Source organism: Streptococcus downii, from assembly GCF_004353325.1.
In the GTDB taxonomy this organism is placed as follows: domain Bacteria; phylum Bacillota; class Bacilli; order Lactobacillales; family Streptococcaceae; genus Streptococcus; species Streptococcus downii.
In genome coordinates this window covers 135,000-161,737 of the sequence record NZ_MZNX01000009.1, presented here as the reverse complement: position 1 = coordinate 161,737, position 26,738 = coordinate 135,000, and the positions used below count along the sequence as shown (strand labels likewise).

Annotated in this window: 27 protein-coding genes; 8 read left to right on the top strand and 19 right to left on the bottom strand. The window is 42.7% G+C overall.

Translation table 11 applies throughout. The features are described 5' to 3' along the window. Positions 1 to 77 precede the first annotated feature (77 nt). From rplK to recJ, 16 genes are all read right to left on the bottom strand, one after another. Positions 78 to 503, bottom strand: coding sequence for a 50S ribosomal protein L11 (gene rplK, locus E2R31_RS06990; protein ID WP_001085808.1), 426 nt, complete (start codon positions 501 to 503; stop codon positions 78 to 80). Between the two features lie 122 nt (positions 504 to 625). Next, the gene (gene ldcB, locus E2R31_RS06985) at positions 626 to 1,342 is read right to left on the bottom strand and encodes an LD-carboxypeptidase LdcB/DacB (RefSeq protein ID WP_044021158.1); all 717 of its coding nucleotides are present in this window, start codon (positions 1,340 to 1,342) and stop codon (positions 626 to 628) included. Positions 1,343 to 1,356: 14 nt separating this feature from the next. Further along, a complete protein-coding gene (locus E2R31_RS06980) occupies positions 1,357 to 1,818 on the bottom strand; it encodes an HIT family protein (protein WP_125450303.1) in 462 nt (153 codons plus the stop codon). A gap of 1 nt (position 1,819) precedes the next feature. Further along, a complete protein-coding gene (locus E2R31_RS06975) occupies positions 1,820 to 2,857 on the bottom strand; it encodes a M42 family metallopeptidase (protein WP_125450304.1) in 1,038 nt (345 codons plus the stop codon). A gap of 100 nt (positions 2,858 to 2,957) precedes the next feature. Further along, the gene (gene brnQ / locus E2R31_RS06970; RefSeq protein ID WP_162284892.1) at positions 2,958 to 4,283 is read right to left on the bottom strand and encodes a branched-chain amino acid transport system II carrier protein; all 1,326 of its coding nucleotides are present in this window, start codon (positions 4,281 to 4,283) and stop codon (positions 2,958 to 2,960) included. Between the two features lie 185 nt (positions 4,284 to 4,468). Continuing rightward, positions 4,469 to 4,756 (bottom strand): rhodanese-like domain-containing protein, encoded by a 288-nt coding sequence (locus E2R31_RS06965; RefSeq protein ID WP_125450305.1) that lies wholly within the window; start codon positions 4,754 to 4,756, stop codon positions 4,469 to 4,471. Next, positions 4,753 to 5,343 carry a uracil-DNA glycosylase family protein gene (locus E2R31_RS06960; RefSeq protein ID WP_132973631.1) on the bottom strand — a complete coding sequence of 197 codons (591 nt, stop codon included), beginning with the start codon at positions 5,341 to 5,343 and terminating at the stop codon, positions 4,753 to 4,755. The genes E2R31_RS06965 and E2R31_RS06960 overlap by 4 nt, the downstream gene beginning before the upstream one ends. Before the next feature lie 53 nt (positions 5,344 to 5,396). After that, a complete protein-coding gene (gene pepV, locus E2R31_RS06955) occupies positions 5,397 to 6,797 on the bottom strand; it encodes a dipeptidase PepV (protein ID WP_132973629.1) in 1,401 nt (466 codons plus the stop codon). Positions 6,798 to 6,809: 12 nt separating this feature from the next. After that, entirely contained in the window at positions 6,810 to 7,415 is a 606-nt protein-coding gene (locus E2R31_RS06950; RefSeq protein ID WP_000670152.1) for a nitroreductase family protein, read from the bottom strand. A 185-nt stretch (positions 7,416 to 7,600) separates the two neighbouring features. Beyond that, on the bottom strand, positions 7,601 to 8,125 hold the full coding sequence (locus E2R31_RS06945; protein ID WP_132973627.1) for a hypothetical protein: 525 nt from the start codon (positions 8,123 to 8,125) through the stop codon (positions 7,601 to 7,603). A gap of 152 nt (positions 8,126 to 8,277) precedes the next feature. After that, positions 8,278 to 9,123 (bottom strand): metallophosphoesterase family protein, encoded by an 846-nt coding sequence (locus tag E2R31_RS06940; RefSeq protein WP_132973625.1) that lies wholly within the window; start codon positions 9,121 to 9,123, stop codon positions 8,278 to 8,280. Further along, positions 9,113 to 10,960 (bottom strand): excinuclease ABC subunit UvrC, encoded by a 1,848-nt coding sequence (gene uvrC / locus E2R31_RS06935; protein ID WP_084946363.1) that lies wholly within the window; start codon positions 10,958 to 10,960, stop codon positions 9,113 to 9,115. The genes E2R31_RS06940 and uvrC overlap by 11 nt, the downstream gene beginning before the upstream one ends. A gap of 101 nt (positions 10,961 to 11,061) precedes the next feature. Then, positions 11,062 to 11,763 (bottom strand): M57 family metalloprotease, encoded by a 702-nt coding sequence (locus tag E2R31_RS06930; RefSeq protein WP_132973623.1) that lies wholly within the window; start codon positions 11,761 to 11,763, stop codon positions 11,062 to 11,064. Between the two features lie 104 nt (positions 11,764 to 11,867). Continuing rightward, positions 11,868 to 12,647 (bottom strand): alpha/beta hydrolase, encoded by a 780-nt coding sequence (locus tag E2R31_RS06925; RefSeq protein WP_132973621.1) that lies wholly within the window; start codon positions 12,645 to 12,647, stop codon positions 11,868 to 11,870. A gap of 68 nt (positions 12,648 to 12,715) precedes the next feature. After that, a complete protein-coding gene (locus tag E2R31_RS06920; protein WP_132973619.1) occupies positions 12,716 to 14,377 on the bottom strand; it encodes a ribonuclease J in 1,662 nt (553 codons plus the stop codon). Between the two features lie 174 nt (positions 14,378 to 14,551). Next, positions 14,552 to 16,774, bottom strand: a complete 2,223-nt coding sequence (gene recJ / locus E2R31_RS06915; RefSeq protein ID WP_165941818.1) for a single-stranded-DNA-specific exonuclease RecJ — start codon at positions 16,772 to 16,774, stop codon at positions 14,552 to 14,554. Positions 16,775 to 16,951: 177 nt separating this feature from the next. Here recJ and E2R31_RS06910 point away from each other — a divergent pair, with 177 nt between their 5' ends. The 5 genes from E2R31_RS06910 to E2R31_RS06890 all read left to right on the top strand — a co-directional run bounded on the left by E2R31_RS06910 (position 16,952) and on the right by E2R31_RS06890 (position 20,788). Then, positions 16,952 to 17,710, top strand: coding sequence for an amino acid ABC transporter ATP-binding protein (locus tag E2R31_RS06910; protein WP_001229578.1), 759 nt, complete (start codon positions 16,952 to 16,954; stop codon positions 17,708 to 17,710). A gap of 10 nt (positions 17,711 to 17,720) precedes the next feature. Further along, on the top strand, positions 17,721 to 18,515 hold the full coding sequence (locus E2R31_RS06905; protein WP_132973617.1) for a transporter substrate-binding domain-containing protein: 795 nt from the start codon (positions 17,721 to 17,723) through the stop codon (positions 18,513 to 18,515). Between the two features lie 12 nt (positions 18,516 to 18,527). Further along, on the top strand, positions 18,528 to 19,205 hold the full coding sequence (locus E2R31_RS06900) for an amino acid ABC transporter permease (RefSeq protein WP_000183469.1): 678 nt from the start codon (positions 18,528 to 18,530) through the stop codon (positions 19,203 to 19,205). A gap of 9 nt (positions 19,206 to 19,214) precedes the next feature. Further along, positions 19,215 to 19,874, top strand: coding sequence for an amino acid ABC transporter permease (locus E2R31_RS06895; RefSeq protein WP_132973615.1), 660 nt, complete (start codon positions 19,215 to 19,217; stop codon positions 19,872 to 19,874). Between the two features lie 131 nt (positions 19,875 to 20,005). After that, positions 20,006 to 20,788 (top strand): DUF4037 domain-containing protein, encoded by a 783-nt coding sequence (locus tag E2R31_RS06890; protein ID WP_000613846.1) that lies wholly within the window; start codon positions 20,006 to 20,008, stop codon positions 20,786 to 20,788. 68 nt (positions 20,789 to 20,856) lie between these two features. Here E2R31_RS06890 and E2R31_RS06885 read toward each other — a convergent pair whose 3' ends face one another. The 3 genes from E2R31_RS06885 to E2R31_RS06875 all read right to left on the bottom strand — a co-directional run bounded on the left by E2R31_RS06885 (position 20,857) and on the right by E2R31_RS06875 (position 23,283). Continuing rightward, positions 20,857 to 21,879 (bottom strand): YdcF family protein, encoded by a 1,023-nt coding sequence (locus E2R31_RS06885; protein ID WP_000273629.1) that lies wholly within the window; start codon positions 21,877 to 21,879, stop codon positions 20,857 to 20,859. 67 nt (positions 21,880 to 21,946) lie between these two features. Then, positions 21,947 to 22,384, bottom strand: a complete 438-nt coding sequence (locus tag E2R31_RS06880; protein WP_001167385.1) for an Rrf2 family transcriptional regulator — start codon at positions 22,382 to 22,384, stop codon at positions 21,947 to 21,949. 56 nt (positions 22,385 to 22,440) lie between these two features. Continuing rightward, the gene (locus tag E2R31_RS06875; protein ID WP_000161103.1) at positions 22,441 to 23,283 is read right to left on the bottom strand and encodes a metallophosphoesterase family protein; all 843 of its coding nucleotides are present in this window, start codon (positions 23,281 to 23,283) and stop codon (positions 22,441 to 22,443) included. A gap of 196 nt (positions 23,284 to 23,479) precedes the next feature. Between E2R31_RS06875 and E2R31_RS09845 the strand changes: the two genes are divergently transcribed. From E2R31_RS09845 to thrS, 3 genes are all read left to right on the top strand, one after another. Further along, positions 23,480 to 23,854, top strand: a complete 375-nt coding sequence (locus tag E2R31_RS09845; protein ID WP_001233901.1) for a hypothetical protein — start codon at positions 23,480 to 23,482, stop codon at positions 23,852 to 23,854. 257 nt (positions 23,855 to 24,111) lie between these two features. Further along, a complete protein-coding gene (locus E2R31_RS06865; RefSeq protein WP_009014075.1) occupies positions 24,112 to 24,756 on the top strand; it encodes an ATPase AAA in 645 nt (214 codons plus the stop codon). Then, positions 24,749 to 26,692: a threonine--tRNA ligase gene (gene thrS / locus E2R31_RS06860; RefSeq protein WP_132973613.1), complete on the top strand. Its 1,944-nt coding sequence runs from the start codon at positions 24,749 to 24,751 to the stop codon at positions 26,690 to 26,692. Before E2R31_RS06865 ends, thrS begins: the two co-directional genes overlap by 8 nt. Positions 26,693 to 26,738 lie beyond the last annotated feature (46 nt).

Below are 26,738 nucleotides of genomic sequence, written 5' to 3'. Positions count from 1 at the left end.
GGTTCAATCGATTTTCATCTCCCACGTCACTTCTCGAAATGATGAAGTCTTGCGGGTTATATTGGGGGTGTTATTGATTAGTCAACAACAGTGAATCCCATAGAACGAGCAGTACCTTCGATCATACGCATTGCAGACTCAATGTTTGCTGCGTTCAAATCTGGCATCTTAGTTTCTGCAATTTCTTGTACTTGTGCACGAGTAACTGTAGCAACTTTGGTTTTGTTAGGTGTACCTGATCCTTTTTCAACACCTGCAGCTTTTTTCAAAAGAACAGCAGCTGGTGGTGTTTTTGTAACGAAAGTAAATGATTTGTCTTCGTATACTGAGATAACAACTGGAATGATCATACCAGCTTGGTCAGCTGTACGAGCGTTGAACTCTTTTGTGAATCCCATGATGTTGATACCAGCTTGACCAAGAGCAGGTCCAACTGGTGGAGCTGGTGTAGCTTTACCAGCAGGGATTTGCAATTTTACAAGTTTTTCGACTTTTTTAGCCATTTTTAAATCCTCCTTTGTGGTTTTGGCGGTAATTAAAGATTTTTACCTCCCACAAGTATGCTTTACACATACCTTTCCATTATACACTATTTATCTAAAAAAGCAAGAGAAAAATTACTTTTTTAATCGACGTAATCTCCGCCTTCAAAGCCATAGTACTCTTCCAAACTGAGACCACTTGCAGCAATTTCTTTGGCTTCTTTTCCGACGTAGCGAAGATGCCATTCTTCCGCCATGTAGCCAGTCTCTTTTTCCTTGCCTTTGAGATAGCGAACAACAAAGCCATAGTCAGCCGCATGATCCAAGAGCCACTGGGCCGCCTTTTCTTCAGTAACTAAATCTCCATCTGTCCCAATAAGGTCAAATGCAAGACCTGTTTGGTGTTCACTATAACCTGGGCGAGCTGAGTAGCGATCTGCTGCTTCCTTCCCGTCTTGATTCACATAGTCTTGATAAAGTTTGGTTTGAGTTTCATAACTTCTAAAACCACTGTAGTGATCGCTGATTGGGTAGCCAGCTGCTTGCATTGCTGCAATGAGCTTCAGCAACTCTGCTTTAGCTGTTGGATTTTCTCCTGGATTATAGTCTTTTGACAAAGGATAGTGCTTATTAGCTATGACGATTTCATCGTACTTCCCTTGAATACTATAGTAGTCTCCCTTATTGACAACTTCTGCCTTCTTCTGACTAGAAGCTTGAGATTTGCTCCCTACAGTTCCTTCAGGTTGACTAGTTTGTTCCGTTTTTTGAGTATTTTCTTCATTTTTAGGTTTTTCTTGAGAACATGCTGCTAGGGTTACTGCCAGCAAACCAGATAAAACAATGTATCTTTTTTTCATTTTTTCTTCCTCTCTTAAACCACGTGCTTCTCTAGTTCATCGGATAAGGCTCTTATCATTTGTTCCAGTTCAGGGGATTGCACTTGGTAATCTTCTGCCGCCATTTCTTCCCAGGGCACCCACCAGACTGGACCACGGTCATTAAGACCATGACCCTTCATATCACCCGACCGTCTTGGAAAGAGGTGCCAGTGAGCGTGGGCATCTCCATTTCCTAGAAGTTCTATGTTCATCTTTTCAGCCTTAAACGCTTTGGCAACAGCTTCTTGGACCAAACTCATTTCCTCTAGAAAACGAAGTTTTACAGAGGTTTCCATTTGGTGGAGTTCTGTGACATGCTTTTTTGCTAGAAATAAGGTATAGCCCTTAAAGTATTGGTGGTCTCCAATTACCACATAGCCTGTTTCTAGTTCTTTTACAAAGTAGGGATTTTCCCCTGCCTTGATCCATTCAATTCTTTGACAAATCAAGCACATATTAGTCTACCAATGCACTCTTGAGATAGGCGTCTACCATACGCTCGGTCGCCACGACTGAATCAATGTGTGTTCGTTCGTAAGAGTGACTTGATTCAATACCAGCTCCAAGAAGGGCGTGTTTGACCTCTGCTCCTGCTGACATAGCTGCCGAAGCATCCGAACCGTAAAATGGATAAATGTCGAGCTTAAATGGAATATCTTGCTCCTTCGCCAAAGTTACTAAGTGTTGACGGAAGTCATAGTGATAGGGACCTGAAGCATCCTTGACACAGATAGACACTGTATATTCGTCTGTCTGCTGGTCATCTCCCATAGCTCCCATATCTACAGCTAGATATTCCACTACCTGAGCTGGAATATTGGAGTTTGCACCGTGGCCTACCTCTTCAAAGACTGAAAAGGCAAAATGAGTTGTTACTGGCAACTCAATTCCCTCTTCCTTATAAACACGAAGAAGATTGAGCAAAATCGCTGCGCTGACCTTGTCATCCAAGTGGCGGGACTTGATAAAACCAGTCTCTGTCACAACAGTTCGCGGGTCAAAACTGATAAAGTCGCCAACCTCGATGCCCAAGGCGCGGGTTTCTTTTTCATTGGTCACTTTTTCGTCCAAACGCACTTCCATATTATCCTGAGTGCGTTCAGCAGTTCCTGCATCCTTGTAGACATGACAAGAAGTCTGGTGGATGAGGATGGTTCCAGATACCTTTTTACCTGTGCTAGCCACATGGACTGTACAGTTTTCTCCCTCAATCATGTTCCAAGGGAAACCACCGATACGGTCCAATTTGAGACGACCGTCAGGTTTGATAGCACGTACAATAGCTCCGAGTGTGTCCACATGGGCAGTCACATAGCGCTGTTGATCATCGTTTTGACCTTTGATAGTTACATTGACACCACCCTTTGCTGTGCGAACAGGCTGGTAACCAAGCTCTTCTAAAGTATGGACTAGATAGTCTGAAATCTCACGAGTAAAACCCGTCGGAGATGCAATAGCGGTTAATTCTTTGATATAGTTTACAGTTTGATTCATTTCTTCACCTCTTTTGCTACCTATTATAGCACATTTCAGTAGAGAGGAAAAAAGAAAAATCACTCCTGTAGAGTTGACTTACAAAAGTGATTTCTATTTTTTATTCCATTTCAAAAACATCGCTTTCTTGCTTGTTTGGTAAAACCAAGGAAAGCAAAATTCCAATAATAGCTGGCACCAACCACGGTAGAGAGGCAGCTGCAAACGGAAGAGCATTGACGAGATTTGCTAGAAACTCAATCTTAAAGGAACTTCCAAGAACACTTGCAAGAGCGATTGCTGTAACTACTCCTATTGTCAACTGCATACCCGGTTTTGATAGGGCAACAAACTTATTAACAATCACGATCATCACAATGGCGATGGTGATTGGGTACAAGATTACCAGTACTGGCACTGAATACTTAATGATTGCATCAAGACCAAGATTTGCAATAGCAAATCCAATCAAGGTAAAGGCAGTGGCATAGACCTTGTAGCTGATTTGTGGGAAACGACCGTTAAAGAACTCGGCTGTCGACACAATCAAGCCAACTGTCGTTGTGAAGCAGGTTACAGTTACCATAACAGCAAGGAAGAGTTGAGCTGTTGAACCAAAGATTTCCTGAGTTGCTTGTGACAAGATATAAACACCTGGTGTTCCACCCTTCATCACTTCTGCTGGTACTGGGAAATGATTTCCAAGGAAACCTAAACCAATGTAAAGAGCGCTAAAGGCAAGAGCTACAACGATACCAACAACCCAAATGGTTGAAATGTACTCTTTCTTACTTGAGAATCCAAGTTGTTTCAAGGTTTGAACAGCGATTACACTGAAGGCCACTGAGGCTAGGGCATCCAAGGTGTTATAGCCTTCTAGGAAACCTGTCCCAAAAGCAGAAGATTGATAGGCTGCTGAAGCTACTTGAGGACTAGTTCCACCGTATTTGAAAGCTCCTAGAACAACTAAGATAACAATCAAAATCGCAAAGACTGGCGTTAAAACACGTCCGATTCGATCCAAAATCTTTGAAGGGTTGAGTGAAATCAGATAGGCTGCTGCAAAATACAGCACAGTAAAGATAATCAATCCTAGACCTTTATTTGCTTCAGACAAGAGGGGGCTAATCCCAACTTCATAAGCTGTTGTAGCTGTACGCGGAATAGCAAAGAAGGGACCAATCGATAGATAGAGGACTGCAAGATAAAGCGTCGCAAACCAAGGTGAGATTTTCTTAGAAATCTCGTGAATGTATCCTTTCGGGTTTAGAGTTCCAATAATAAGTGTCAAGACAGCAATACCGACACCTGAAAAGACAAAACCTGCGATGGCAGGAAGAAACTGTTCTCCAGATAAAGCACCTAGAGAAGGTGGAAAAATCAAGTTTCCCGCACCAAAAAATATTCCAAACAGGAGCAAGCCTGTTAGAGCACCTTTTTTAGCCATAAAAATCTCCTTCATATTTCTAAAATACTGACCTAGTATACCATGATTAAGACTCTGAAAAAAGTATCCAAAATTAATCATTGAATGTTTTCAATATTTTTAAAAATAAGAATTGTCTAAAAACAAAAAACCCTCACTCAGTTGGAACCGAGCAAGGGAAGATTAGGATCTATCACCATATAGGTTTAAAGATTTTCAAAGGCCGTCATTCCACCTTGGACATTGATGGCCTTGTATCCATGTTCCTCTAAGAATTGGCAAGCACGAGCTGACCTCATCCCAGATTTGCAAATGACATAATGCAACTGGTCCTTGTCCAATTGATCATAGATATCAGCTAATTGACTAAGTGGTAGGTTCTGAGCACCTTCTAAATGAAGCGTCTCGAACTCTTCTACTTCTCTCACGTCCACTAGAGAAAGTTTCTCATTTTGATAAAGCTTGTAAAATTCATCGAAGGAAATTTCTTTCATTCTTTTTCTCCTAAAATCGTTTTAATTCTTTTTTTCAATTCTGGCACCACTTCTGCCTCAAACCAAGGATTTTTAGCCATCCAGATTTGATTTCGTGGTGACGGGTGCACCAGAGGGAAAAATTCTGGTAGATAGTCTTTGTAGCGTTTTACCCGCTCTGTTACCTTGCCACTAACTTTCTCATGTAAATAATAGGCTTGGGCATATTGGCCAATCAAGAGGGTCAATTCAATATTTGGACATTCCTTGAGGAGTTGTGGGTGCCATTTTTCTGCGAAACCTGTACGAGGTGGAAGGTCGCCCGATTTCCCATGTCCTGGGAAATAAAAGTCCATGGGAATAACTGCAAACAACCCTGAATTGTAAAAGGTGTCTTCATCAACACCTAACCACTCACGCAGACGATCACCACTCTTATCCTTCCAGTAAATTCCAGCTTCTTGCGTTTTAAAGCCCGGAGCTTGTCCGATAACATTAATGCGAGCAGTCTCTGGCGCTGCAAAGAGAGGTTCGATTCCACGTTCTGTATAGCTGGCATTCTGCGGATCCGCCATAATGGCTTGCTTGATTCTTTCGATTTGAGACATCTGTTTTCCCTCCAAAAAGAAGTCCAAGCATAAAATCTCAGACTTCTATAGCTTTATTTGATCAATTCGTAAATAGCTTCGGCATAGATTGCTGCTGCTCGGAAGAGATCGTCCAAGGCGATAAATTCGTTGGCTTGGTGCATGGTGTCAATTGAATCTGGGAACATAGCTCCGTAGGCAACACCACGTTCTAGCAAACGGCCGAAGGTTCCACCACCGATGACTTGTTCATGACCTTGAAGTCCAGTTTGTTTTTCATAGACATTCAACAAGGTTTGCACAAGTGGATCTTCCATCGGTACATAGTGAGGCGTGTGTCCGTGTTCAGAAAGGCTAACAGAAGCAACTGGCAAGTTTTCAAGGATTGACTTGATTTGCTCTGGACTTGTTCCTTTTGGATAACGGAAGTTGAGGGCAATGGTATTGTCAGCACTTGCTTCGTCAAAGCGGAAAACACCCGCATTCATAGAAAGGGAACCCATCTTTTCATCCACATGAGCCACCTTGAGATTTTCACCTTCATGGTCATTCAAGAGAATCTTACCAGCGATGTCAAGGTAGTCTTTTGCAGGTCCTGCAAAGTCAAACTGGCTGAGGAAGAGGGCAAGGTAGGTTGCACCGTTGACACCTGAAGCAGGCATAGCACCATGAGCAGATTTACCAATGATGGTCACCTTGTATTTGCCAGCCTCTTCTTGGAGTTCTCCTCTAAGTTTGTGCTCTGCAACAAAGGCATCTAGTTTAGCTTGCAAGTCAACCAAGTCACCTGAAACGACTGCTGTTGCTGATTCAGGTACCATGTTTTCACGCAAACCACCTGTGAAGCTGTGAAGACGAGCTGCACCTGTATTTTCACCTGCAAAGTGGAGGTATTCAGTGATGTTTCCTTTTTCACCATTGATGATAGGGAATTCAGCGTCTGGAGAGAAACCAAAGTCTGGTTTTGCTAGTCCTACATGTTCAAAGTAGTAATCCATGTCTGCCCAGCCTGATTCTTCGTCTGTTCCGACGATGAAACGAACTTTCTTAGAAGTTGGAAGGCCCAATTCTTTGATGATTTTCAAACCATAGTAACAAGCTGTTGTAGGCCCCTTGTCGTCTGAAGCTCCACGCGCATAAAGACGACCGTCTTTGATAGTTGGTGTGTAAGGATCTGTGTCCCAACCACTACCAGCTGGCACCACGTCCATGTGAGCAAAGATTCCGAGAACTTCTTCTCCATCACCAAATTCGAAATGTCCTGCGTAGTTATCGACATTTTTAGTTGGATAGCCATCGCGGTCTGCGATTTCAAGGAATTTTTCCAAGGCTTTTACTGGCCCAGGTCCAAATGGATGCTCAGCATCAACCTTGCTGTCATCACGTTCTGAGTTGATTTCCAAAAGGCTAAACAAGTCAGCCAAGAGGTCTTCTTTGCGTTTTTCTACTTCTGCTGTAAAATCAATTGCTGTCATTTTTTCTTCTTTCTATCTTTTCTCGATGATTTCATCAACTGGCAAGCGGTAGCTTGGCTCCAATTTTTCATCTGTGTAACCCACTGTAATCAAGAGTTCTGGGCGGAAACGGTCTTCAATGTCCAAAACTTCATTGGCTTTTGATTTATCAAATCCAAGGATAATGTTAGAGCCGATTCCTTGGTCTGTCAGAGCCAGAACCAAGTTCATAGCAACCAAACCTGCATTGAGAGCTAGGTAGTCACTGACTTGTTGCTCACTGTAACGCGCAAACTCGGCAGGCAAATTCTTCATAAAATATTGAAGTTGCTCTTCAGAGAAGTTCTTCGCACCACCAACGCGGGCAATCTTGCGAGCGCGTTTGGCTAGGTCTGTATCTGTAAATAGGGCAATGGTTACAGGTGCTGATGACACCTGCTCAAAGTTCGAACCATAAGCCAATTTTGCCAATTCAGCATTTTTCTCACGAACGACCACAAATTTCCAAGGTTGGCTGTTGTGAGCGCTTGGGGCCAAGGTTGCGATTTCGATAGCCGTACGCACATCTTTGGGATCAACCGGTTTATCAGTGAAATGCTTGGTCGCATGGCGTTTTTTGTTTAATTCAAGAAATTTCATAATCGATTTCCTTTTCTAATTCTACTGCTTCCATTCTACCATATTTTGAAAGAGCTTGCAGGGATTTTTCATAGAGTTAGTACTTCTTTCAAACTCTCTGCTATTAATTTGGAGCTATTTAAGTAGGTATCGCTTTAGATTTGAAGCAATCAAAAAGCAGGTGATCGAACACCTACTTTCTTATATTATTGACCAGATGTGTATGGAGCAATTGCTTTATAAGCCGCTTCCAGCGCTTTCTTCATTGTGTCACGTCCAGTTTTCAACTGTTGAACAAATAGAGTACGAGTTTGTTCTGGCACTACTGTATCATCAGAACCAATGCTTGAAAGGCTTTCGTTAAATGACTCTCTTACAGTCTCCATAGACTTAAGCGCTGGCTCAACTTGGGCGTTATATGCTTCTTTTCCACTCTCTGGAATTTTCTCCCCAATTTCAACTGCATGCTTTTTATAATTGTCGACTAGTTTACCAAAGACTTTCTTCACATCTCCAACAGTTTTAGCATTGTCAATTTCTTCATCGGTGATCAAAACAACCTCATTATTTTCTGTCTTTGAACTAGACGCTGTTGATGAGGTCTCTGAAGAAGAAGTTTGTCCTACAGAGCTTGAATTTTTAGCCGAAGAATCAGACGTTGTTTTCCCTGAACATGCTGCTAAAACAACAACAGATAAAAGAGCCATACTGGCTGTAATAATTTTCTTCATAATGTTCTCCTTTTTATTAAGAATTAAGTTCATTGTATAACAAAATAATTTCAATGTCAAACTTTAGCTAAGCTGTCTTTTCTTCCTTATCGTCTGACTCTCTTCTAAGCAATTCGACTATAAACCTCACTTCGAAATAAGGGCTGCCCGCTTTATTTCTCACTTTGCAAGAAATCAAAATAATTCTTTACATCCTCTATATACCCATGCTTTTCAATTAAACTAGCTAAAAGTTCCAGATTGTGCCCCCGATAGTTGTCTTCTCGTCGTAGCTCTTCATACATTTCGATAAAGGGAAGGTCCTTAGACTTGGCCAATTCTAATTCTGCTTCATAATCATATGAAACTTTTCGGAATAGAATATTTACCAATTCCCCATCTTCCACTTCTATCACGGCATACTGGGCACGGTGATTTTTTAACGCCTCCCAGTTAAAATAGGGCATACCAATCGAACCTGGATTGATGATTTGTTGCCCTTGACTACCGTAACGAAGCAACTGCTTGTGGACATGACCATAGACTGCCACGTCCGTTTCCTCATCTAGGAGTTGGTCAAACTTCTCCGTATCATTGTCAACCAGCAAGTCTCCTCCATAGTTCTTATCAGGCAAATTATGAGAAAGAGAAAAGCGCAGTCCATCAACTTCTTTCTTTTCTAGCATAGGTAAGCTTCGTAGCCAGACAATCGTTTCAAGATCCATTCGCTCCATCAAATACTGCGTCATACGCAAGAGCTGGACTTCCTGTGAGTCTTCTAAGCCATATTGCCCATCTAAAGCCTCAAGGACACAATCATCCCAATTGCCTCGAACACTTGCCGTGATAGGAAGGTCTTTTAGCAGAGAGACCAGGTCATTTGCACCTGGACCAGGGAGGAAAATGTCTCCCATAAGCCAATATTCACTGGCTCCTTGAGTTTTAGCATCTGCAATCACCGCTTCTAGCGCCGTCGCATTGCCATGAATATCTGATAAAATTACGATTTTATGATTCATGATAATCTCCTTCCGTTTGGTAATCTACTCTCTCTTCCGCTACTTGAGCTAATTCCACTTCTTCCTGAGGGTTCAACTTTCTCTGCACAGCTTCTGCGACTGTTCTTGGTACCCCAACTTCGACAATCTCATCCACACTGGCTTCCTTGATTTTAGTTAGAGACTTGAAATGCTTCATAAGATTCTGCTTGCGTTTAGGTCCTAGACCGTCAATCCCATCCAGTTGTGATGAAAAGGAGTTTTTGGAGCGTAGTTGACGGTGGAAGGTGATGGCAAAGCGGTGCACCTCATCTTGGATGCGTTGGAGGAGGAAAAATTCCTGAGAATTGCGAGATAACTCCACTACTTCCAGCGGATCTCCAAAGAGCAATTCATGGGTTTGGTGCTTGTCATTCTTTTGCAGGCCTGCAATTGGGATATCCAAGCCCAGCTCCTCTTGAATGACTTGCTTAGCGATATTGACTTGACCTTGTCCCCCATCTAGGACAATCAAATCTGGAGGAGTCAAACCGTCACGCTGGACTCGACCATAGCGTCTGCGAATGACTTCTCTCATACTAGCATAATCGTCCGGGCCAACAACCGTTTTTATCTTGTACTTACGGTAATCCTTCTTACTTGGTTTGCCATTAACAAAGACCACCATAGCTGAAACAGGGCTAGTTCCCATGATATTAGAGTTATCGAAGGACTCGATGCGAACCGGAGTCGGGATTTGGAGCAAGCGTCCTAGATTTTCAATAGCCCCTTGGGTCTTTTCGACAGATTTTTCTAGCAGATTGAACTTCTGCTCCAGACTAACACGGGCATTCTTTATAGCTAAATTGACCAGTTGTTTTTTCTCACCACGCTGAGGTTTGAGAATCTTGGTATCCACCAAAGCCTTGACTGCTTCTTCATCGATATCCTGCGGAATCAGTACCTCATTGGGAACCAGGTGAGATTTTTCTTGATAAAACTGTCCCACATAGGTCAAGAAGTCCTCATCCGGATCGTTATAGTAAGGGAAAAGATTAACATCCCGCTCGATGAGTTTTCCTTGACGAACAAAGAAAACCTGAACACACATCCAGCCCTTATCCACATAGTAACCAAAGACATCCCGATTTTGCAAATCTTTCGCCATGACCCTTTGCTTGGTCCGAAGCGTTCCAATCGCCTGAATCAGGTCACGGTATTCCGCCGCACGTTCAAACTCCATAGTCTGAGCTGCCGCAGCCATTTTTCCCTTGAGGTCATCAATGATTTTGTCATCCTGCCCTTTTAGGAAATCAGAAACCTCCTGGGCCATGGACTTGAAATAAGCCTCATCTTTTTTACAGATAGTGTGAGCCATACATTGACCGATATGGTAATAAAAACAGACCTTAGACGGCGGATTGGTACACTTACGAAAAGGGAAAATCCTATCTAGAAGCCTCTTGATTTCATTGGCCGCACCGACATCGGGATAAGGTCCAAAATAAAGACCTCCATCCTTTTTGACCTGACGGGTGATAATCAAGCGAGGATAGCGCTCATTGGTGATTTTGATAAAAGGGTAAGACTTATCATCCTTGAGCATGATATTGTACTTGGGCTTGTTTTCCTTGATGAGGTTGATTTCCAGCAGGAGGGCCTCAATATTAGACTCGGTGACGATAAATTCAAAATCCACAATTTCAGACACCAGAGCCTCTGTCTTGGTATCATGACTTCCACGGAAATAAGACCGCACGCGGTTACGCAGATTTTTAGCCTTTCCTACATAGATAATAGTGCCATTTTTATCCTTGTGAATGTAACAACCAGGGCTGGTCGGCAAGAGCTCCAGTTTTGATTTGATTAAGTTATTCATAGTTCCATTATAGCAAAAAGGCCGTAACAGGACGAACAAAAAGCCCCACCCGCCGCTTGATGGAGGAGCTTTGATTTCATTTTAGATTGTACCGACTTCATCTAATCGCTACTGGTATAGAGTTCTTGAACAGCTGTCACATCCTGAGGCTGAATTCCATAGTAGGAACCTGCTGGCTGCATGACAGAAATCTCGTTGGTATGATCCAATCCGATGGCATGCCCCAATTCATGTTCCGCCGTGTGCACGATCCGTTCATAGGAATAACCATAACTTGGATTGGATAGATAATAGTGATTCAGGCGAACTGTTACAGATATAAATTGATTGGTTAACAAATTGGTTTGACTCTCGGCTTGACCTGCTACAGCGGTCGATCCATCATTCATCTCACTTGCCACAATATCTGCCTGGCTAGGATCCGCAACCACCTCAAAGGTAAAGGCTCCCGTTTGATTCCAGTTTTTTATGGCTTCTGCATAGGCACCTTGGAAGGTCTCATCCATTTGAGGCTCAATATAGATGCGAGCTGAGGCCTGAGCCCACTTGCCTTCTGCATGTTGGTGACTGTCTGTCTGAGATAAGACTTCCAGCGTTCCCGTCTCCTGCCATTGATTCCAGCCATCTTGACCAATCTGGCTCATTTTTTCAACCTGATTGACCGCAGAATGAAAATCACCAGACAGATACCAAACCACTCCAAAGGCAATGAGCAGTAGAATGACCACAGTCCAAACCAGACGCCAGAAGAAACGCCAAATTCCCAACAGAAATCGGAAGAATAATCGAATAATCCAGAACATGACATTCCACCTTTCATAAAAATAAGAACCTATCTTGAAATCGCATTTTCCTTGATCAAGATAGATTCTCTATTTTACTGAGAAAAGCTGAAAGAAACCTAAAACTAAGATAAACGTTCTTCCAAAACAAAGTCAATTGGTAGTGTAGCTAAAAAACGTTCCAATTGTTTTTCCCAGTAGTACCACTCGTGCTTACCTGGACTATGACTATAGGTCACTTCAAAACCAAGCTTTTTGAGGTTTTTCACTGCGAGATTATTGGCAGAGTATAGATAGTCTTGCTCACCACACCAAGCCCATAGTTTGGTCTTTTTATCGGATTTTGCAGCCATGCTTTCAAGCGAATGAGGACTAGATGTCCAGTCTTTAATCTCTCCAAAAACTCCTCGCCAGTAGGCAAGTGACCCCAGATCCTGACTTTCAGGAGAAAATTCCTGAAAACTGAGCGCACCAGAAAAACTAGCCGCATGAGAAAAACGATTTGTCGATAGAGCAAGTTTGAAGGAACCGTAACCACCCATGGATAGACCTGCTATGAAGGTCTTTTCTCGCTTGCTGGTCATATTGGGGAAGAAACGTTTCATAACCTGAGGCAACTCTTCTGCTAGAGCAGTAAAGTAGTCAAAACCATACTGGGTATCTGTGTACCAGCCATTGCTAGTATTGGGCATGATAACAATGAGATTGGTTCCGCGCAACAAGCGTTCGACATTGGTACGCTTGAGCCAGCTATTTTGATTTCCTGACATTCCGTGCAAAAGATAAAGGACAGGAATATCTGTACAATCTGGTTCAGTCACCCGACTGGCATCCGGATAGAGTACGGTAACACCCCACTCCATATCCAAAACTTCTGAGTAATACTCAATATTCATAACTGCCATGATTTTCTCCTTTTACTATTCTATAAGAAAAAGCCGAATTTCGACTTTTTCTGTAGGTATTCTGCTTATTATTTTGCTTCCATCACGACTGGCAAGATTGCTGGGCGACGCTTGGTTTGATCAAAGAGGTACTTGGTCAGATTATCACGAACCTTACCTTTGAGATCTGCCCAGTCAAAATCATCACCTTGAAGATATTCTTCTACCGTTTGGTTAATCAATTCAGAACTTTCACGGAGAATGTCACGACTCTTCTTGAGATAGACAAATCCACGCGTATGGACGCGAGCCTTAGCCACAATCTTCTTCTCACGACGGTTGACAGTGATCGCCACGATAAAGATTCCATCCTCTGACAAGACCTTACGGTCACGAAGGACGACATTTCCAACATCTCCGATGGCATTTCCATCAATCAAGACATCACCTGCAGAAACTCCTCCAGCCGGGACAAAGTCTCCATGCTCGTAAGACATGGTAGTTCCCTTTTTAGGGATGAAAATGCGTTCTGGCAACATTCCAACTGCCATGGCAGCCTTGGCATGCGCATCCAACTCACGGTATTCCCCCTGGATAGGGAAGAGGTATTTTGGTTGCAAGAGATTGATCATCAACTGTAAATCACGCGCATTCCCGTGTCCTGATACTCGCAAGCTTTGGGTAATGAGTTTCACCACACCACCAGCTTGGTAGATCATATTTTCCACACGCGCCATGACAGCTTCTTTGGCGATAGATGGAGTCGTTACGATATAAACCAAGTCCCCATCTTTGATTTCCACATAGCGGTGGCGGCCGATGGACATCTTACGAAGTCCATTGATAGGCTCACCCATACGACCAGTCTCAAGGATAATCAACTCATGGTCTTCAAAACGAGACATTTCTTTTGGTTTGATTAACAGACTTTCATTGGCCAAAGACAATTTTTTGAGACGAATCGCTGTTCGGACGATATTTTCAACATCAAAACCAGTCAAAACAACTCGACGACCTGTATCCGCAGCAGCATCAAAGACCTGCTGGATACGAGAGAGGTTGCTGGCAACTGCCGCAACGATGATACGACCTTCCCAGTCTGCAATGGTCTGGGTAATTTCATCCCCAACTTCACTCTCACTCGCTACCTGGATATTGCTGTCTGCATTCGCAGAATCACTGAGGAGCGCCAAGACACCATCACGGCCAATTTCTGCCAAACGGCCAAAATCCGTCGCATAGGATTTACTAGCCGTCTGATCAAACTTGAAGTCACCTGTATAAACAATGCTGCCCTTTGGAGTTTTCAAGACGACTCCCAAACTTTCTGGGATGGAGTGAGTTGTACGGAAGAAGGAAACTACAGTTCCTCCAAAGTCAATCTCCGTATTTTCATCAATCACATGGAAGTCATTGAATTTCTTAACCGTATCATTTCCTTTGACAAAAAGTTTCGCCAACTCAATGGTCAACTCAGAGCCAAACACAGGAACCTTAGCCTCTGCCAAAAGATAAGGCAGGGCACCAATGGCATCCGCGTGTCCGTGGGTCAAAAAGACTCCTGCGATACGGTCGCTATTTTCAAAAAGGTAGTCCATATTTGGAATGACGACATCAACCCCTAGTTGTTCATTTTCAGGGTATTTAAGTCCTGCATCCAAAATAAAGATAGATTCATCGATTTCAGCAATGTACATATTTTTCCCATTTTCTCGTACACCACCAAGTGTTGTTAAACTGATATTACTCATTTTTCCTCCGAAACTTAATTTATCATGATTATAGGGTAGGTTTACCCTCTTATTCTAAAAGTTCTAAAACTTTCAGCCGAATCTTTTCCTACCATTATATCATTTTTTTGATGATTTTCAAAATGAAGATTTGTTTTCAAAAAAAGAGCTGGTTGCCCAACTCTTTCCTATCTTCTAGTTTTCTGCCATTAAGAAATCATACATTTCCTGCACCGTACCCAGCGCCATGATTTCTTGGTCTTTAACGGTTTGTTTGAGATTTTGGTAAATCTGACTTTCTCCTATCTCTCGCTTTGGTGCTTCTTTATTGACTGTCATGATACCATCTTTGATAGTTACAAAGCCCAGTTCCTCAAAGACTTGAATCATCTTGACCAGCAAGATTTGTTGGATATTGAGATAAGCCGCCAAATCCTTGAGTTTATAGCGAATATCAAACTCTGGGAACTGGTAAATAGTCTTGTACAATTTTGCAAACTGTTCTCTAGTTCCATAACCTGTCAGATAGTAGGCCTTGTCAATGTCGTTTTTGAAATAGACAGCAGAGAAATTCTGTTCCTTAAATATAGTCTTAAGCAAGGTAATATCCTCAGGAATGGTTTTTACAACAACCGCTTCACTGGTCGCTAGATCTGGCAACTCTTCAGAGAAATCCAAGGCTGGAACCCCTTCTGGCAAGACTGCATTCTTCCCGCGAATATTAAAGAGTTGAACACCCTCCACACGCGCATCTACCATCATCAACTGGAGGGCAGTTTGGCCATTCCATTGATTGACAGAAAGGGTGACTGCCAATTCTAAGTTTTTTGTTTGAGCAAACTCTGTCGCCCATCTACCTTGTCCGAAGGCTACTACTTCAAAACTCGCCTCACCCTTGGAAATTTTTAGTTTGAGGTGGGCATTGCCGGCCCCCATAGTACGGGCACTTTCGACCTGAAAATCCTTGATATAAAAGACAGGTTTCTGATTGTCCATTCCAAAAGGCGCCAAGCGCTCAAAACTCTTGACTGTTTCAAGACTCAAAGTCTCCAAATCCAGCTCTTCATCTAGGTTTAACTTGTTCTTACCACTAGCATCTGCGCCTTTTTCACGGACATAGTCTTCCAAGACCTGAGATAAATCTGAAAGTTTCTCAACTTCCAGCGTCATTCCCGCTGCACCAGCATGGCCGCCAAAGGCGATAAAGAGGTCTCGATGGGGATCCAGTGCCTCAAAAATATCGACCGCTTCCACGCTACGAGCACTGCCCTTGGCACGACCGTCCTCTATATTAAGAACGATGACTGTCTGCCCTAGTTCTTCCAACAAACGACCAGCAACGATACCCAGAACGCCAGGATTCCAGCCTTCCTTGGCTAAAACTTGGACCTTCTTCTCAGGATCCACCATGGTCTTGGCTTCTTCATAGATAGATTGGACGGTTTCCTTGCGCTCTTCGTTTTTCTGATGAATCATAAGGGCAATTTCATGCGCTTCCTCATCATCAAAGCCAGTCAACAAATCAATGGCAGGGTTGGGATCATCCAAGCGGCCTAAGGCATTTAAACGAGGGGCAATCTGAAAGCCAACCGTTTCTTCTGTCACTTCATTGGCAGCAATCCCAGCCATGTCTAGCATTTCTTGCAGACCGATGCGCTGAGTATGTCCCAACATTTCCAGACCATATTGGACCAAGATACGGTTTTCATCTGTCAAGCTCACCATATCTGCAATAGTTCCGATGGCGACCAAATCGAGCAGCTCCACTTGTACTTCCTCTAAAAGGGCACAAGCTAGCTTAAAGGCCACTCCACAACCAGCCAAATATCTGAAGGGATAGTCCGAATCTGGATGCTCAGGATGAACAATCGCATAGGCATCAGGAAGGGATTCCGGCATGGAATGGTGGTCAGTCACAATGACATCCACTCCCATAGACTGAGCTAGTTCAATAGCTTCATGACCTGCAACCCCATTATCCACCGTCACAATCAAGGAAATTCCCTCTTGCTCGATAAAGTATTTATAGACACTGGCATTTGGTCCATAGCCATCGGTAAAACGATTTGGCAAATAAACACGGCACTCGGCGCCAAGCTGTTCCAAACTTTCCTTCACAATCGACGCTGAAGTCATACCATCCGCATCGTAGTCTCCATAGATGAGAATATTTTCCCCTTCTTCAATGGCCTGACGAATCCGTTCTACTGCCTTGTCCATATCATGGAGCAGATAGGGATCATGTAAGTCTTCCAAAGAAGGTTCTAAAAACTTCTTCAGACTTTCCTCATCCTGAATCCCTCTCTCAAATAATAATCGAGCCACCTCAGGACCCAGTCCAGCCTTCTTGGCTATCTTTGTAAAATCCGCATCTTCAACCTGCGGGGCAAACTGCCATTCATAAGTAGGAGTTATCAAAAAAACATCCACTCTTTCTAAGAATTCTATCGTTTCATTATAACATGATTTAGGCATTTTCTCTATTCAGATTGCTTTTTTATAAAATTTTAGTGAATTTTTTTCAGATATGATTTGACAAGAACATTCTTTTGTTGTAGAATCATGTTATAAAATCTAACACAAAGGAGATCTCTCATGGCTTTAGTAGAATTTAAACACGTCGAAAAATATTACGGAGACTACCACGCACTCCGCGACATCAATCTCCGTTTTGAAAAAGGACAAGTTGTTGTCCTGCTTGGACCTTCTGGTTCTGGAAAGTCCACTCTTATCCGTACTATAAATGGTTTAGAGGCTGTTGACAAAGGAAGTCTCCTAGTCAATGGACACCAAGTAGCAGGTGCTAGTCAGAAAGATTTAGTTCCTCTTCGTAAGGAAGTCGGCATGGTTTTCCAACATTTTAACCTTTATCCACACAAAACAGTGTTAGAAAATGTGACACTTGCACCCGTTAAAGTTCTAGGAATTGATAAAAAAGAAGCTGAAAAAACAGCCCAAAAATATCTGGAATTTGTAAATATGTGGGACAAGAAAGATTCCTATCCAGCCATGCTATCTGGTGGACAAAAACAACGGATTGCCATCGCACGCGGACTCGCTATGCATCCCGAACTCCTCCTCTTTGATGAGCCAACATCTGCTCTTGATCCTGAGACTATCGGTGATGTACTAGCAGTTATGCAAAAACTAGCACACGACGGGATGAACATGATCATCGTTACCCACGAAATGGGCTTTGCCCGTGAAGTTGCTGACCGTATCATCTTTATGGCCGACGGAGAAGTTTTGGTGGATACGACAGATGTCGATGACTTTTTCGACAATCCAAGCGAACCTCGTGCCCAACAATTCCTCAGCAAAATTATCAACCACGAAAGTGACAAAGTCAAATAAGGAGGCGCCTATGAAAAAGAAATTCTTTTTATCAGCATTATTGATCAGCCTTTTCAGCCTTGTTGCTGCCAAACCAGTCCAAGCCGATACTAGTGTGGCAGACATTCAAAAAAGAGGCGAATTAGTTGTCGGTGTCAAACAAGACGTTCCGAATTTTGGCTACAAGGATCCCAAGACAGGGACTTATTCTGGTATCGAAACCGACTTGGCCAAGATGATTGCAGATGAACTCAAGGTCAAGATTCGCTACGTTCCGGTTACCGCTCAAACCCGCGGTCCACTACTAGACAATGAACAGGTCGATTTGGATATCGCGACCTTCACTATCACAGACGAGCGTAAAAAATTATACAACTTCACCAGTCCCTACTATACGGATGCTTCTGGTTTTTTGGTCAATAAATCTGCCAACATTAAAAGCATTGAGGACCTAAACGGTAAAACCATTGGGGTTGCTCAAGGCTCCATCACCCAACGCCTGATTACTGAACTGGGTAAAAAGAAAGGTCTAACCTTTAAATTCGTCGAACTTGGTTCCTACCCAGAATTGATTACTTCCCTTCACGCTCACCGTATTGATGCCTTTTCCGTGGACCGCTCTATCCTGTCTGGCTACACCAGTAAACGAACAGAACTACTAGATGATAGTTTCAAGCCATCTGACTACGGTATCGTCACCAAGAAATCAAATACCGAGCTACACAACTATCTTGATACCTTGGTCACTAAATGGACCAAGGACGGTAGTTTGCAGAAACTCTATGACCGTTACAAGCTCAAACCATCTAGCCATACCGCAGATTAAGGAGGACACCCCATGACAAATTTATCATCTTGGACAGCCTATTTTCAGGATTTTGGACAATTTTTCAATGGTTTCCTCTTCACCCTTGCCCTAGCGATTGGTTCCTTTATCCTCGCCATGGTTTTAGGCATCTTCTTCGGGGCCATGTCAACCAGTAAACGCCCATTCTTGCGCGTTTTGGCTCGTATCTTTGTCGAATTTTATCAAAATACTCCCCTCTTGGTACAGTTTGTCATCGTCTTCTATGGTTTGCCTCTTATCAGTGACCATACCATCATGATTCCCATTTATTGGACAGCTGTTCTCTGCGTGGGACTCTATCACGGCGCTTATATCGCTGAGGTTATTCGTTCAGGGATTCAGTCTATTCCTAGTGGTCAGATGGAGGCCGCCTTGTCGCAAGGTTTTACCTATATCAGTGCCATGCGCTTGATTATCTTGCCTCAGGCTTTCCGCATCATTCTCCCACCTTTGACCAATCAAATCGTTAACCTCATCAAGAATACCTCTACAGTTGCCATCATCTCTGGAGTGGACTTGATGTTTGTGACTAAGTCTTGGTCGGCTCTCAACGGAAACTACATCCCAGCCTTTTTAGGTGCTGCTCTTCTCTACTTTGCCCTATGCTTCCCTGTTGCCCAGTTTGGCCGCAAGATGGAGCAAGCCAACAAAAAAGCCTATTCACTTTAGGAGGTTACTATGGAATCTATTTTAGAAGTTTTGACCCCAGATAACCTAGTCTTTATCTTTAAAGGATTCGGCTTGACCCTCTACATTTCTCTGATTGCTATCGTCCTCTCGACCCTTATCGGAACAGTACTAGCCGTCATGAGAAATGGGAAAAATCCTGTCTTACGGATCATCTCCAGCATTTATATCGAGTTTGTACGTAACGTTCCCAACCTTCTCTGGATTTTCACCATCTTTTTGGTGTTTAAGATGAAGTCCACGCCAGCTGGTATTACAGCCTTTACCCTCTTTACCTCAGCAGCCCTGGCTGAGATTATCCGAGGCGGCCTCAATGCCGTGGACAAGGGCCAGCATGAAGCAGGAATGTCGCAAGGATTCACCTCTGCGCAAATCCTCTACTACATCATTCTCCCACAAGCGATCCGTAAAATGTTGCCAGCTATCATTTCTCAGTTTGTAACCGTGATTAAGGATACCAGCCTCCTCTACTCTGTTATCGCGCTGCAAGAACTCTTTGGGGCTAGCCAAATTCTCATGGGACGCTATTTCGAGCCAGAGCAGGTCTTCAGCCTTTATATCCTGATTGCCTTGATCTATTTCAGCTTTAACCTAGCGATTTCAAGCTTATCCCGCATGCTAGCCAAACGCTGGCAACAAGCAGCAGAATAAAAAAAGAAATGTGAACTCAAAACAAGGGTTCACATTTTTTGCTATAAATGAAAAAGCAGCAACTTAATGCTATGCAAACGTTTTACTTTTTGATAAAATGACTTTAAAACCATAAAGCAAGGAGAAAAACAATGATCCAAGACCTTTACAAAGAATTCTCTCAACTGGAACAAGTAGAAGCTATCGCTCTTGGTGGTTCTCGTGCAGGACAAAACTATGATCAAAATTCTGACTATGATGTCTATGTCTATCTTAACTCACCTATTGATGAAAAAACTCGTCAAATCATTCTTAGCAACTATTGCTCCTATATGGAAATTGGAAACCAGTTTTGGGAATTAGAAGATGACTGCGTACTAAACAACGGTATCGAAATCGAGTTGATTTATCGTTCGCTGGAGTCGTTTGAACAGGAATTGAACTCAACCGTTTTTCAGCACAAAGCTCAAAATGCCTATACAACTTGCATGTGGCATAATCTACTCCACAGCAAGATTCTATACGACCCAAATGGACACTATGCTTCGCTCCAAAGAACCTACCAGATTCCCTATCCACAGGAACTCAAAAAACAGATCATCGAAAGGCAACTCCTTTTGCTAGAACAAGCCATGCCTGCCTTCTCTCACCAAATAGAAAAAGCTATCAAACGCCAAGATCTTCTCAGTATGAATCATCGTACGAGTGAGTTTTTTGCTTCCTACTTTGACTTGTTATTTGCGCTCAATGAGCAAACCCATCCTGGTGAAAAACGAATGTTGGAGTACGCAAAGACCAATTGTACACTCCTCCCTAAGCAATTTGAAGAAACTATTCGCAAGTATTTCCAACTACTCTACCAACCACAACAAGAAAAGCAAGCGGTCGTAACCTTACAAACTATTCTAAAACAACTAAAAGCCATTTTGCCATAAGCAAAATCGAACAATAATGACTACATGAATTTTACGAAAAATCTCCTAACGGAGATTTTTTTCACATATTACCATAGAACACCTCTATAAGAGAAAATCAGAGCTAAAATTAATAAAATATAAAAGGCAACAAAGAGCCATTTCATTTTTACACAAAGAGCTACATACTCACGAATAAAGGCTGAGGGAATATAATAACCAGCTGTCCGACAAGCCAAGCCATCTCCTTTCATACGGAGTTGTCTAGCATAGGTACTGGTCCGAAAAACATGATAGTCATTGGTTACAAAGAGAAAACGTGGATTTGCTACCAGTTTCTCTCCTATTTCTTTTGAGAAGAGAAGATTCTCATAAGTCGTCGTTGAGTCTTCCTCTAGGAGAATCGCTTCTCTCGGAACATCCGTCTCTTCCATCAAATAATTACAAATTGCCTGAGCTTCAGAAATTTTCTCGTCCCCACCTCGACCTCCACTGGCAATGAGTTTAACGTTGGGATTGGACGACTGACGATAAGCCTCTACGGCTTTGTCAATACGGTTCTTAAGTAAGGGAGTTACTTTTTCTCCATTCAATAAGCCTGCACCGTGAATAATAATAAAATCATAATGTTTTTTCTTAGGAATAAAAAGATACAGAATAGAATAAAGTAGAAATCCTGCAAAGGCAAAGCCGAAAATCAAATACGAGTAGATCAGAAAGAAAAAGAAAATATTCACTAGATGATTGGTGTAGAACAAGCCATTGGTATCGCTCATTCGAATCGCCATGATCACAAAAAAGAACAGAATCACGCACCCTAGCCCCAGAGACAAATAATTTGCCTTGGATTTCCCTTCTTTTCTCAATAACACAAATCCATTATAAATCAGGAAAAAGCCACTTAGAAAAACTAAAAAAGGGAGCAAGAGAAAAATCACTGCAAAGAAAATCATGTGCACTTCTTCCTGTCCAGCTTCATAAAAAAGATTGGCAATAGACAGGTAAGAAAAGAGCAGAGATAAAAGCAAGAGAGCTGGATTCCAGAGACTGCGATTGTCCCTAAAAAATGAAATCAAAAAAAGTAGGACGAAAAATCCTGTAATAAAGTACATAGTCTCCTCCTTTGATGACTACATTGTACCATAATTATGGTAATAGAAAAAGAGGAGCCTAGTCCTCTTATTTTGCTATTCTTGCTTCTGCATCTGCCACAACCTGAGCCAGACTCGTCTGACGGAGTTGGTTTTCCATCGCTTCTTGGATATCTAGTAGTTTTTGATCCAAAACTTCATGAATATTGGCCCCTACTGGACAGTTGGGGTTGGGATTATCATGGAAACTAAAGAGTTTACCAGATTTTCCTAAACATTCAACTGCCTGATAAACATCAAAAAGACTAATATCTTGTAAGTCTTTGAGAATCTCGGTACCGCCCGTTCCACGCGCAACCGATATCAGCTCTGCATTTTTGAGTTGGGACAAGGTTTTACGGATAATAACTGGATTGACCCCAACACTAGCAGCCAAAAAATCACTGGTAACTTTTGTTTTCTTCCCTTCTAGAGCGATGATAATCAACATATGCGTTGCAATCGTAAATCGACTTGAAATTTGCATCTCCTTCTCCTTTCACATCCTATCTGATACTCATTATACCCTTTTACGTTGTAATGTCAATTATTACCACTATCTAGCCATGCATCCAACTCGGCATCATGCCCTTGTTCTTGGGCAATTTCATACAGAAGTTCCTGGTTATGAGTGTGGTGAATCCCATTTACCAAACTTTCATAATAGACCTGAAAATAAGGAAGCTTTAAATCCTTAGCCAGCTGCAACTCAGCCTCTACATCATAATCCACTCGACGAAAATCAACATCAGCCAAACCTGTCTCATCAAACTCTAAAATCATATACTGGGCACGCAGGTCCTTACGCAATTTCGCATCTAAAAAGAAGGGTTGCCCAATGGATCCTGGATTAAGGATCAACTGTCCGTCACTTCCATAACGAAGCAACTGTTGATGAATATGCCCATATACTGCGATAGAGGCATGCGGTTCCGTCACTAATCTATCAAAATCTTCTTGTTTTCCCGTATGAATCAACTCTCTACCCCAGTTTTTATCAGGGAGATGGTGAGTGATTCCCACCGTCAAATTACCGAACCGACGGTGAACTTGCATGGGTTGATTGTGGAGGTCTTCGATTTCTTCAGGGCTAATCTCTTCTAAGATATACTGGCATTGGCGTAGGAGATAGCGATGACTAGCTTTTGTTAGATCTAGCTTGCGATGCAAACCACGCCAGAGACTATCCTCCCAATTTCCCAGCACTCTAGCAGTGATGGGCAAATCAGCCAAGAGATCCAAAATCCTTCTACGTCCTGTTCCAGGCATAAGAATATCCCCCAAAAGCCAGTACTCATCCACCTTTGCCACTTTAGCATCAGCCAGTACAGCTTCCAAGGCAGTCGTGTTTCCATGTATGTCTGAAAGAACTGCTATTTTGGTCATTCTTTCTCCTCAATTTTTCTTACTTCTTATGCTAGTATTATAACAAAAAAATTCATAAAGCTTATTATTTCTGCCTATCATAGCACCTTGTAAGGGGTTGCAAATCGTGCTATAATATAGGTAGAGAGTTCCCCTTCATTTAGGATCATGTGGTCTTCAACATTTCTCTATTTTTTCAGATTGGAGGACTATTGCCATGCGGAAATATCTTAAGTATATTCCATACTACCTTGTCCTATTCTTCTTTTACTGGCCCCTCTATGAGTTGCTTTTGCTGCTGATATCTGATCCTTATACGCTGAAAGGGCTTTACATTTACAACATCATCCTCTTTTCACCTTTGGCAACCTTCATCGTGTCCCTTCTTTATAGCTACCGTTTCCAATTCTCACTGTGGTGGCTGCTCGGTATTGCTCTTCTCTATTGCTTTACCATCATCACTTTCAATGAATTCATTCTCGTTTATTTCCTAGCTTATGAACTCTTTGCCCTACTTGGTATGGCTTCAGGTTCAGGTATCAAATACATGCTCCAGCAAGGAAAAAATAAAAAACTTTCACAAAATCCTTGAAAATTCTCGCAATCATGCTATAATAATGCATAGAGACAAGTCACTTAGTCCCTTTCTACTAGAGAGTGCGTGGTTGCTGGAAACGCATAGAGAGCCTAAACTGATACTACTCTACTGACTTTTATGAAAACATAAAACGGTGGCCACGTTAAAGCCAATCAGAGGTGTAGGTCTTTTTGACTTGCATAAATGAAGGTGGAACCACGTTACGACGTCCTTTTGAGGATGTCGTTTTTATTTTGTCAGAAGGAGGAAGAATGATGCTTTATATGATTGGCGGATCGCCTTGTAGTGGGAAGTCAACAGTTGCTTCACTTCTTGCTAGACAGTATCAGCTACTTCATATCAAATTGGATGATTTGGTAGACGAGATGATGAGTCAAGCAAGTGCAGACTCACAGCCGATTTGCCTTCTTAGACAGGATAGAAGTCCAGAACAAATCTGGATGAGAAGTCCAGAAGAGATGGCAGATGAAGAATGGCGCTTTTATGAAGAGATTTTTCCTTATGTAAGATATTACTTGATAAAAAATCAAGATAGACCTCTCTTGGTGGAGGGGGCAGGACTTTTGCCTCACTTGGTAAAGGAGCTTGAATGCCCAGCATCTTCCTATCTATGCTTGACTCCGACAGCTGATTTTCAAAAAAAGCATTATAGACAGAGAGAATGGGTTCCTTTTGTCTTAGAGGGAACAACCAACTCTGAGCAAGCTTTTGAAAACTGGATGCAGCGAGACATTCTTTTTGCCCAAATGGTTCGGAAGGAAGCGGTGAGATTAGGCTATCCTAGCCTCATAACAGATGGTAGTCAGTCAGAAAAGCAGACTGCGGAAGAAGTTGCTCGGCTCTTAAAATTGCCCAACAAAAATAGAATAAATATCAAAGGAGAAAACCATGATTAAGATTACTTTCCCAGATGGCGCTGTTCGTGAATTCGAATCTGGCGTGACAACTTTTGAAATTGCCCAATCTATCAGCAATTCCCTAGCTAAAAAAGCCTTGGCTGGTAAATTCAACGGTAAACTCATTGACACGACTCGTGCTATCACTGAAGATGGAAGCATCGAAATCGTGACACCTGATCACGAAGATGCCCTTCCAATCTTGCGCCACTCAGCGGCTCACTTGTTCGCCCAAGCAGCTCGTCGCCTTTTCCCAGATATTCACTTGGGTGTTGGTCCAGCTATCGAGGATGGTTTCTACTACGATACGGATAATCAAGCTGGTCAAATTTCTAACGAAGACCTTCCTCGTATCGAAGAAGAAATGCAAAAAATCGTCAAAGAAAACTTCCCATCAATCCGTGAAGAAGTGACGAAAGACGAGGCGCGTGAAATCTTTAAGAACGACCCTTACAAGTTGGAATTGATTGAAGAACACTCTGAAGACGAAGGCGGTTTAACTATCTACCGTCAAGGCGAATACGTGGACCTTTGCCGTGGCCCACACGTTCCGTCAACAGGTCGCATCCAAATCTTCCACCTTCTCCATGTAGCTGGTGCTTACTGGCGTGGAAATAGCGACAATGCCATGATGCAACGGATCTACGGTACAGCTTGGTTTGACAAGAAAGACTTGAAGAACTACCTTCAAATGCGTGAAGAGGCCAAAGAACGTGACCACCGTAAACTTGGTAAAGAGCTTGACCTCTTCATGATTTCTCAAGAAGTTGGACAAGGTTTGCCATTCTGGTTGCCAAATGGTGCGACAATCCGTCGTGAATTGGAACGCTACATTGTCGATAAGGAAATAGCTGCAGGCTACCAACACGTTTACACTCCACCAATTGCCTCAGTGGAACTCTATAAAACTTCTGGTCACTGGGATCACTACCGTGAAGATATGTTCCCAACTATGGACATGGGTGATGGGGAAGAATTTGTCCTTCGTCCAATGAACTGCCCTCACCACATCCAAGTCTTCAAACACCATGTTCACTCTTACCGTGAATTGCCAATCCGTATCGCTGAAATCGGTATGATGCACCGCTACGAGAAATCTGGTGCCCTCACTGGTCTTCAACGTGTGCGTGAAATGTCTCTCAACGACGGACACCTCTTTGTTACTCCAGAACAAATCCAAGAAGAATTCCAACGTGCCCTTCAGTTGATTATCGATGTTTATGAAGACTTCAACTTGACTGAATACCGCTTCCGTCTCTCTCTTCGTGACCCTCAAGATACTCACAAGTACTTTGACAACGATGAGATGTGGGAAAATGCCCAAACCATGCTTCGTGCAGCACTTGATGAAATGGGTGTTGACTACTTTGAAGCTGAAGGTGAAGCAGCCTTCTACGGACCAAAATTGGATATCCAAGTTAAGACAGCTCTCGGAAAAGAAGAAACCCTTTCTACTATCCAGCTTGACTTCTTGCTTCCAGAACGCTTCGACCTCAAATACATCGGAGCTGATGGTGAAGAGCACCGTCCAGTTATGATTCACCGTGGGGTTATTTCAACCATGGAACGCTTCACAGCTATCTTGATTGAGAACTACAAGGGTGCCTTCCCAACATGGTTGGCACCACACCAAGTAACCCTCATCCCAGTATCTAACGAAAAACACGTGGACTACGCTTGGGAAGTAGCTAAGAAACTCCGTGACCGCGGTGTCCGTTCCGATGTGGATGAGCGCAATGAAAAAATGCAATTCAAAATTCGTGCTTCACAAACTAGCAAAATTCCTTATCAGCTCATCGTTGGTGACAAGGAAATGGAAGACGGAACTGTCAACGTTCGTCGCTACGGCCAAAAAGAAACAAACACTGTCCCAGTAGATGAGTTTGTATCAGCAATCCTTGCTGATATCGCCAACAAATCTCGTGTAGAAAAATAAAACGATCACTGTCTGAGAAACATTTTTCAGTAAGAAAAAGCAACAA